This window comes from Actinomadura craniellae, assembly GCF_003289645.1.
GTDB lineage: Bacteria > Actinomycetota > Actinomycetes > Streptosporangiales > Streptosporangiaceae > Actinomadura_D > Actinomadura_D craniellae.
Window position 1 is genome coordinate 465,587 of the sequence record NZ_QLYX01000005.1, and the last position, 7,553, is coordinate 473,139.

Consider the following 7,553-nt stretch of genomic DNA (forward strand, 5'->3'; position numbering starts at 1 on the left):
GGAACCCCTTGATCGTCACAACCTTGAACGACATCGCCGGCACCGAACGGGACGTCGAGGCGCCGACCTGGCGCAGCCGCCGGCTCGTGCTCGCCCGCGAGGGGGTCGGCTTCTCCCTGCACGACACCGTCCTGTACGCGGGCACGTCCACCTCGATGTGGTACGCCAACCACATCGAGGCCGTGTACTGCATCGGTGGGCGCGGCGAACTCGTCAACGACGAGACCGGCGAGAAGCACCCCATCGCGCCCGGGACCATGTACCTGCTCGACGGGCACGAGCACCACACCGTGCACGCCCACGACGACCTCCGGATGGTGTGCGTCTTCAACCCGCCCTGCACCGGGCGGGAGGTGCACGACGAGAACGGCGTCTACCCGCTGCTGACGGAGGAGGACCCCGATGCGCGCTGACCTCTACCCGACCCGGGACGTCCGGGAACCCGCCCTCCTCTACCGCCGCGACCCCGTCGTCCACGGCACCACCGCGGACGGGCCCCTCGACGAGGCGGAACTGACCGGGTACGACGTGAACGGGTTCCTCGGCGTCGACCGGCTGATCGAACCCGCCGAGGTCGAGCGCTACCGCGCCGAGATGAACCGGCTGAGCGCCGACCCCGCGCTGCGCGGCGACGGCCGGTTCGTCGCGGAGCGGGAGTCCGGGGAGGTCCGCTCCATCTTCGAGGTGCACCGGATCAGCGAGGTTTTCGCCGAGCTCGCGGCCGACCCGCGGATCGTCGACCGGGCCCGGCAGATCCTCGGCTCGGACGTCTACATCCACCAGAGCCGGGTCAACTACAAGCCCGGCTTCCGGGGCCGGGACTTCTACTGGCACTCCGACTTCGAGACCTGGCACGCCGAGGACGGGATGCCCCGGATGCGGGCGCTCAGCGTCTCGATCGCGCTGACCGAGAACTTCGTGCACAACGGCGGCCTGATGATCATGCCCGGCTCGCACCGGACGTTCGTGAGCTGCCTCGGCGCCACCCCGCCCGACCACTACAAGGAGTCGCTGAAGGACCAGGAGGTCGGCACCCCCGACCCCGACAGCCTCACGATGCTGGCCGACAAGCACGGCATCGAGCTGTTCACCGGCCCCGCCGGCTCGGCGACGATGTTCGACTGCAACTGCATGCACGGTTCGAACGGCAACATCACGCCGTTCCCGCGGTCCAACGTCTTCATCGTCTACAACAGCGTCGAGAACGCCTGCCGGGAACCCTTCGCCGCGCCCTCGCGGCGGCCGTCCTTCATCGCCGCGCGCGACTTCACCCCGATCCCGAGGAGGCCCCAGTGACAGACCGATGGACCCGGCGCGACATGCTCCGCCGCTCGGGACTCGCCGCCGCCGCGCTGGTCGGCGGCCCCGCCCTGCTCGGCGCGTGCTCCAAGGTGGACGACGGCCCCGGCGGGCAGACCGCCCTGGACCGTATCAAGGACGCCGGCAAGATCAAGGTCGGGTTCGCCAACGAGGCCCCCTACGGCTTCCGCGACAAGTCCGGCAAGCTCACCGGCGAGGCGCCCGAGGTGGCCCGCGAGATCTTCAAGGCGCTGGGCGTGGCCGAGCTGGAGCCGGTGCTCGTCGACTCGTTCGGCGCGCTGATCCCCGGCCTGAACGCCCGGCAGTACGACGTGATCGCCGCCGGCATGTTCATCAACCCCGAGCGCTGCGGGCAGATCGCGTTCTCCAACCCGGACTACGCCGGGACCAACGCCTTCCTGGTCGCCCAGGGCAACCCCAAGGGCATCGCGAAGTTCGAGGACGCCGCCAAGGACCCCGGCATCCGGCTGGCCGTGCTGGAGGGCGCGGTCGAGCGTGACTACGCCACCAAGAGCGGCGTGAAGGGGAACCAGCTCAAGGTCTTCCCCGACGCCAACGCCGCCTTCCGCGGGCTGCTCGACAAACGGGTGGACGCCGTGGCGCTGACCGCGATCACCCTCAACTGGAACAAACAGCAGAACTACGCCGACCGGCCGGTCGAAGTCACCCAACCGTTCATCCCGGTGATCGACGGCAAGGAACAGCTCGGCGCGGGCGGCTACGGCTTCCGCAAGGCCGACACCGAGCTGATCGCGACGTTCAACACCGAGCTGAAGAAGATCCAGGGCTCCGGCCGGCTACTGGAGATCGTCAAGCCGTTCGGCTTCACCGCGACGGAGATCGACGCCGCCAAGAACCTGACGGCCGACCGGCTCTGCACGGCGGCATGAACCCCTGCGGCGGCGACCTGCCGGGCGTGCTCGGTGACACCATGCCCTTCCTGTGCGGAGGGGCGTGGATCACCGTGCAGGCCACCCTGGGCGGCATGGTGCTGGCCACCGCCCTGGCCCTGGCCGCCGGGCTGGCGGCGCTGTCCCGGCGCCGGGCCGTCCGGGCGGTCGCCCGGGTCTACCTGGAGTTCTTCCGCGGCACCTCGGTGATCGTCCAGATGTTCTGGATCTTCTTCGCGCTGCCGGTGCTGACCGGCTACCGGGTGGCGCCGCTGTTCGCCGGGATCCTGGCGCTCGGGCTGAACCTGGGTGCGTACGGGTCCGAGGTGGTGCGGGGCGCCGTCCAGGCCGTGCCGCAGGCGCAGCGCGAGGCGGCCGTCGCGCTGAACCTCACCCCGTACCAGCGGATGCGGTACGTGATCCTGCCGCAGGCCCTGGTCGGCATGATCCCGCCGCTGAACAACACCTACATCGAGCTGCTCAAGGCCACCTCGCTGGTGTCCGCGATCTCGGTCGGCGACCTGATCTTCGAGAGCAAGGCACTGATCAACACCGGGAGCGACCGGGTCACCGTGATGGTCCTGGTCATGCTGTTCTACCTGTTGCTCGCCGCGGTGATCACACTGTGCATGCGGACGCTGGAACGCCGGGCGGCCCGGATGGTCGGCCGGGACGTGGCGGCCTTCCGGCTCCGGCTGAAGGGCGGTCACTGATGGACTGGAGCTGGGACCGGGCGTGGGAGATCGCGCCCGAGCTGTTCACCCGGGGGCTGGCCGTCACCCTCCAGGCCACGCTGGGCGGCGCGGTGCTCGCCTTCACCCTGGGCCTGGCGCTCGCCCTGCTGCTGCGCTCGCGCCGGCCCTGGGTCAGGCTGCCGGTACGCGGGTTCGTCGAGGTCGTCCGGAGCACCCCGCTGCTCGCGCAGCTGTTCATCCTCTACTACGTGTTCCCCAGCACCTTCGGGATCACGATGTCGGCGCTGACCACCGGGATCGTCGGGCTCGGCGTGCACTACGCCACCTACACCGCCGAGGTCTACCGGTCGGGCATCGACGGGGTGCCGCGCGGCCAGTGGGAGGCGGCCGTCGCGCTGAACCTGCCGCGTTTCCGCACCTGGACCGGCGTGATCCTGCCGCAGGCCATCCGCCGGGTGCTGCCCGCGCTCGGCAACTACCTGATCGGGATCTTCAAGGAGTCCCCGCAGCTCGCGCTGATCACCGTGGTGGACGTGCTCGGGCTGGCCCGCATCCTCGCCGCCGAGGACTTCCGCTACCTCGAACCGCTCACCCTGGCCGGGCTGTTCTTCCTGGTCATCGCGATCCCCTCGTCCATCCTCGTCCGCCGACTGGAGCGCCGCCTTGAACACGGATGAAACCCCCTGGATGATCCGTTTCGACAAGGTCGTCAAGCGGTACGGCGACAACACCGTGCTGCGGGAACTGGACTTCCACGTCCGGCCCGGCGAGCGGGTCACGCTGATCGGGCCGAGCGGGTCCGGCAAGACGACCATCCTGCGGCTGCTGATGACCCTGGAGAAGGTGAGCGGCGGCCTGATCGAGGTGGACGGCGAGTGCCTCACCCACATCCGGCGCGGCGACAAGCGCGTCCCCGCCGACGAGAAACACATCCGCCCGATCCGCCGGAAGATCGGCATGGTGTTCCAGCAGTTCAACCTGTTTCCCAACATGAACGTGCTGCGCAACATCACCGAGGCCCCCGTCCGGGCGCTGGGCCGGCCGCGCGCGGAGGCCGAGGCGAAGGCCCGCGAACTGCTGGACATGGTCGGCCTGGCCGACAAGGCGCTGGAACACCCGAGCCGGCTGTCCGGCGGGCAGCAGCAGCGGGTCGCCATCGCCCGCGCGCTCGCCATGGAACCCGAGATCCTGCTGCTGGACGAGGTCACCTCCGCGCTCGACCCCGAACTGGTGACCGGCGTCCAGGACCTGCTCCGCGACATCGCCTCCTCCAGCGACCTGACCATCCTGTGCGTCACCCACGAAATGGGCTTCGCCCGCGACATCTCGCACCGGGTGCTGATGTTCGACCAGGGCCAGATCGTGGAGGACGGCCCGCCAGAGAAGATCTTCAGCGACCCGGCGGAGCAACGCACCCGGGACTTCCTCCAGGCCGTCATCCAGACCTGAAGTGACCGTCCCTTCGGGACCACGCGAGAAAGGAACCCCCATGGCGCACGACCCCGACGAGCACTACCGGCGCCTGGCGCGCACCTACGAGCGCAACTGGGCCGACCGCCCCGGCTACGTGGCCTGGATGGCCGAACGGATCATGGCCTGGCTGGAACCCGCCCCCGACCCCCGCATCGTCGACGTCGGCTCGGGCACCGGCCTGTTCCTGAACCGGCTGATGTCGCGGGTCTCGGCCACGACCCCGCTGCTGTGCGTGGACCCGTCCCAGCCCATGCTGGACATGCTGCCGGACGACCCGCGGCTGACCCCCGTGTGCGCGACCGCCGAACAGATCGCCACCGGGGAGGTGCCGCTCCCGTACGAGAAGGTGGACGCGTTCGTGTTCAAGGAGGCCATCCACCACGTCAAAGGCATCCCCGAAACACTGCGCGGGCTGGCCGGGATGCTGGCGCCCGGCGGCCTCATCCTGATCGTCACCCTGCCGCCCCGGCTCGACTACCCGCTGTTCCCCGAGGCACTGGACCGGTTCGCGGCCGGACAGCCCGAACCCGCCGACCTCGTCTCCGCGCTCGACGCGGCGGACCTGGAGGCGGAGTGCGCCATCGAGTCGTACACCGTCACCATCGACCGGGAACAGTGGCTCGACCTGGTCGGCAACCAGTGGATGTCGGTGCTGTCGACCTTCTCCACGGCGGAGATCGAGGCGGGCCTCGACCACATCCGCGCCCGCCACCCCGGCCCGACGATCACCTACGAGGACCGGTTCGCCTTCGTCCGCGGCGTCCGCACCTGAGACCGCGCGGGCCGTCCGGCCCGCCCCGGACGGCCCGGTGCTCCGCTCCTCAGGGCGGGGTGGACGTCACACCGTGGTGCGGTGGAAGTTCAGGTACGACCGCGACGGGGTGGGCCCGCGCTGCCCCTGGTACCGCGACCCGTACTCCTTGGACCCGTACGGGAACTCGGCCGGGGAACTCGTGCGGAACAGGCACATCTGCCCGATCTTCATGCCCGGCCACAGCTTGATCGGCAGGGTCGCGACGTTCGACAACTCCAGCGTCACGTGCCCGCAGAACCCCGGGTCGATCCACCCCGCCGTGGAGTGCGTCAGCAACCCCAACCGCCCGAGACTGGACTTGCCCTCCAGCCGGGCCGCCAGGTCGTCGGGCAGCGCGAACATCTCGTAGGTGGACGCGAGCACGAACTCCCCCGGGTGCAGAATGAACGCCTCGTCCGCGTCGACGTCCACCGGCCGCGTCAGGTCGGCCTGCTCCTCCGCCGGGTCGATGTGCGGGTACCGGTGATTCTCGAACACCCTGAAGTACCGGTCCAGCCGCACATCCACACTGGACGGCTGGACCATCACCGGGTCGAACGGGTCGATCTTCACCCGCCCGGACTCGATCTCGGCCCTGATGTCACGATCGGAGAGCAACACCCCTGAAAACTACCGGGTGCCACCGCTCTCCCACGAGTTGACCAGGGAGTCCCCTCCCTCCCGAAACCCAGGTCACCCTCGCCACCGGATTCCGGTAGCATGACGAAGCGGCCGCCCACACGGCACACGCGGGTGTAGTTCAATGGCAGAACATCAGCTTCCCAAGCTGATAGCGCGGGTTCGATTCCCGTCACCCGCTCCACACCGAAGGCCCAGGCCAGGGACATGATCCCCGACCCGGGCCTTGATCGTTTCTGGGGTGCTCGTGCCCGTCGTGCAATTAGCGTGCAATTAGGCCACCGGGACCAGGACGCCGGTCGGGCCGTCCTCGTCGTCGCCGTCCTTGCCCTGTTCTGCCTGGACGAGGGCATCCAGTCCATCGGCGATCTTCCGGTCTGCGCCCTCGGAGCGGCGCTGGTAGCGCAGCGCGGCCCGTTCGTTGTCGTGCCCCATGCGGGCCATCAGGTTCCGGGTCGAGACGCCCATGTCGGCGGCCAGGGTGTTGCCGGTGTGCCGTAGGTCGTGGAAGTGCAGCCCCCACACGCCCAAGGCGTCGACCACCCGCAGCCAGTTGGTGACCTTGTTGAACCCGCTACGCCGCAGCGGCCCGCCCTTGACGCCGGTGAAGACCAGCGCGTCATTCTCGGGCTTGGTGTACTTCTCCAGGTGCGCGACCAGGGCCGGGACGATCGCGGCCGGGATCGACACCATCCGCAGGCCCGCCCGCGACTTGGGCGGACCGAGCAGCATCTTTCCGTTGGCCTGCTCAACGAACGCGGCTCGTACCCGCACCGTCCGTTTCCCGATGTCGAAATCGCACCGCCGCAGCGCGGTCACCTCACCCCAACGCAGACCCGCGAACGCAGCCAGCAGGATCAGCGCCTTGAGTCGGTCGTCCTGGACCACGTCCGCGTGACCGTCCTCGGCCAGCCTCCACAGCACGTCCTCAGCCGCCCGCCGGTTGCCGAAATCCTGCGGGAACCGGCGCATCACCCCGCCCTTGACCCGGTACCGCAGCCGGAACCCACCACCGTCCAGAGCACGGACGTTGCCCACCGGCCGGACCCCGACCCGTTCGGCCAGCTCGAAAACCTGAGCCACGGTCAGAACCGGACGCTCGGCCGCCTGCTCGGTGCCGGCCCCACGCACCCGGCACGGGTTACGAGGAAGGATCTTGTCCTCTTCCACCGCCGTCATCAGCACCGCACGCAGCAGCCGGTACGCCTTCGCCGCCATCGTTGCCGAAACCCCCGCGCCCAGGAGCTTGGAACGCCAGTCCCGGATCATCTGTGTACTGAGCTTGCCCAGCGGGACGCCACCCAGGTACGGCGCGATGTGCTTCTTGAGCAACCACCGGTACAGCTCCACCGTCCGAGGCCGCAGGCCCGGCCGTTGCTCGATCCACTTCTCGGCATAGTCGCCGAGCTTGACCTTCGCCCGCTCCGGGTCGGTCCACTCACCATTGAAGATCTGCGCCTCAGTGAGCGTCAGCCACCGCTCGGCATCGCCCTTGCGCTCGAACGTCTCCGGCGCATTCCGCCGCCGCCCGTCCGGCCCCAGATAACTGGCCTGATACCGCCCGGACGGCAGTTTGCGGACGTTGCCGAAACGCCGATGACCCGGCTTATTCCCCTTAGTACTCCAGCCGCATTTAGTGATCGATGAGGCGTTGTTGTCGTTGGTAGTGGTGGTGGCGGGCGCGGGCTTGGTGGCGGCGTCGCCAGCGTGACCATCGGATTCGGTGTTGTGGTGGATGTTGGG

General features: G+C 69.2%; 9 protein-coding genes and 1 tRNA gene. 8 read left to right on the forward strand and 2 right to left on the reverse strand.

The features are described from left to right. The first annotated feature begins 8 nt into the window (after positions 1–8). Genes DPM19_RS14450 through DPM19_RS14480 form a run of 7 tightly spaced genes read left to right on the forward strand, consistent with a single transcriptional unit; the run spans position 9 to position 5,150 of the window. Complete coding sequence (locus DPM19_RS14450; RefSeq protein ID WP_111867397.1) at positions 9–413, forward strand: ectoine synthase; 405 nt, start codon at positions 9–11, stop codon at positions 411–413. Further along, on the forward strand, positions 403–1,296 hold the full coding sequence (gene thpD, locus DPM19_RS14455) for an ectoine hydroxylase (RefSeq protein ID WP_111867399.1): 894 nt from the start codon (positions 403–405) through the stop codon (positions 1,294–1,296). Before DPM19_RS14450 ends, thpD begins: the two co-directional genes overlap by 11 nt. Beyond that, on the forward strand, positions 1,293–2,210 hold the full coding sequence (ehuB, locus tag DPM19_RS14460; RefSeq protein ID WP_233510140.1) for an ectoine/hydroxyectoine ABC transporter substrate-binding protein EhuB: 918 nt from the start codon (positions 1,293–1,295) through the stop codon (positions 2,208–2,210). The genes thpD and ehuB overlap by 4 nt, the downstream gene beginning before the upstream one ends. Continuing rightward, positions 2,207–2,923, forward strand: a complete 717-nt coding sequence (gene ehuC / locus DPM19_RS14465) for an ectoine/hydroxyectoine ABC transporter permease subunit EhuC (protein ID WP_233510141.1) — start codon at positions 2,207–2,209, stop codon at positions 2,921–2,923. The genes ehuB and ehuC overlap by 4 nt, the downstream gene beginning before the upstream one ends. Beyond that, a complete protein-coding gene (gene ehuD / locus DPM19_RS14470; RefSeq protein ID WP_199485078.1) occupies positions 2,923–3,582 on the forward strand; it encodes an ectoine/hydroxyectoine ABC transporter permease subunit EhuD in 660 nt (219 codons plus the stop codon). The genes ehuC and ehuD overlap by 1 nt, the downstream gene beginning before the upstream one ends. Before the next feature lie 10 nt (positions 3,583–3,592). Continuing rightward, positions 3,593–4,354 (forward strand): ectoine/hydroxyectoine ABC transporter ATP-binding protein EhuA, encoded by a 762-nt coding sequence (gene ehuA, locus DPM19_RS14475; RefSeq protein WP_111867404.1) that lies wholly within the window; start codon positions 3,593–3,595, stop codon positions 4,352–4,354. Positions 4,355–4,394: 40 nt separating this feature from the next. Further along, positions 4,395–5,150 carry a class I SAM-dependent DNA methyltransferase gene (locus DPM19_RS14480; RefSeq protein WP_111867407.1) on the forward strand — a complete coding sequence of 252 codons (756 nt, stop codon included), beginning with the start codon at positions 4,395–4,397 and terminating at the stop codon, positions 5,148–5,150. A 66-nt stretch (positions 5,151–5,216) separates the two neighbouring features. Here DPM19_RS14480 and dcd read toward each other — a convergent pair whose 3' ends face one another. Next, positions 5,217–5,792, reverse strand: coding sequence for a dCTP deaminase (gene dcd / locus DPM19_RS14485; protein ID WP_111867409.1), 576 nt, complete (start codon positions 5,790–5,792; stop codon positions 5,217–5,219). A 128-nt stretch (positions 5,793–5,920) separates the two neighbouring features. Between dcd and DPM19_RS14490 the strand changes: the two genes are divergently transcribed. Then, positions 5,921–5,994, forward strand: a tRNA-Gly gene (locus tag DPM19_RS14490). A gap of 89 nt (positions 5,995–6,083) precedes the next feature. Here DPM19_RS14490 and DPM19_RS14495 read toward each other — a convergent pair. Continuing rightward, positions 6,084–7,553: tyrosine-type recombinase/integrase (locus DPM19_RS14495; protein WP_146778869.1), on the reverse strand; the 1,470-nt coding region annotated here is incomplete at its 5' end.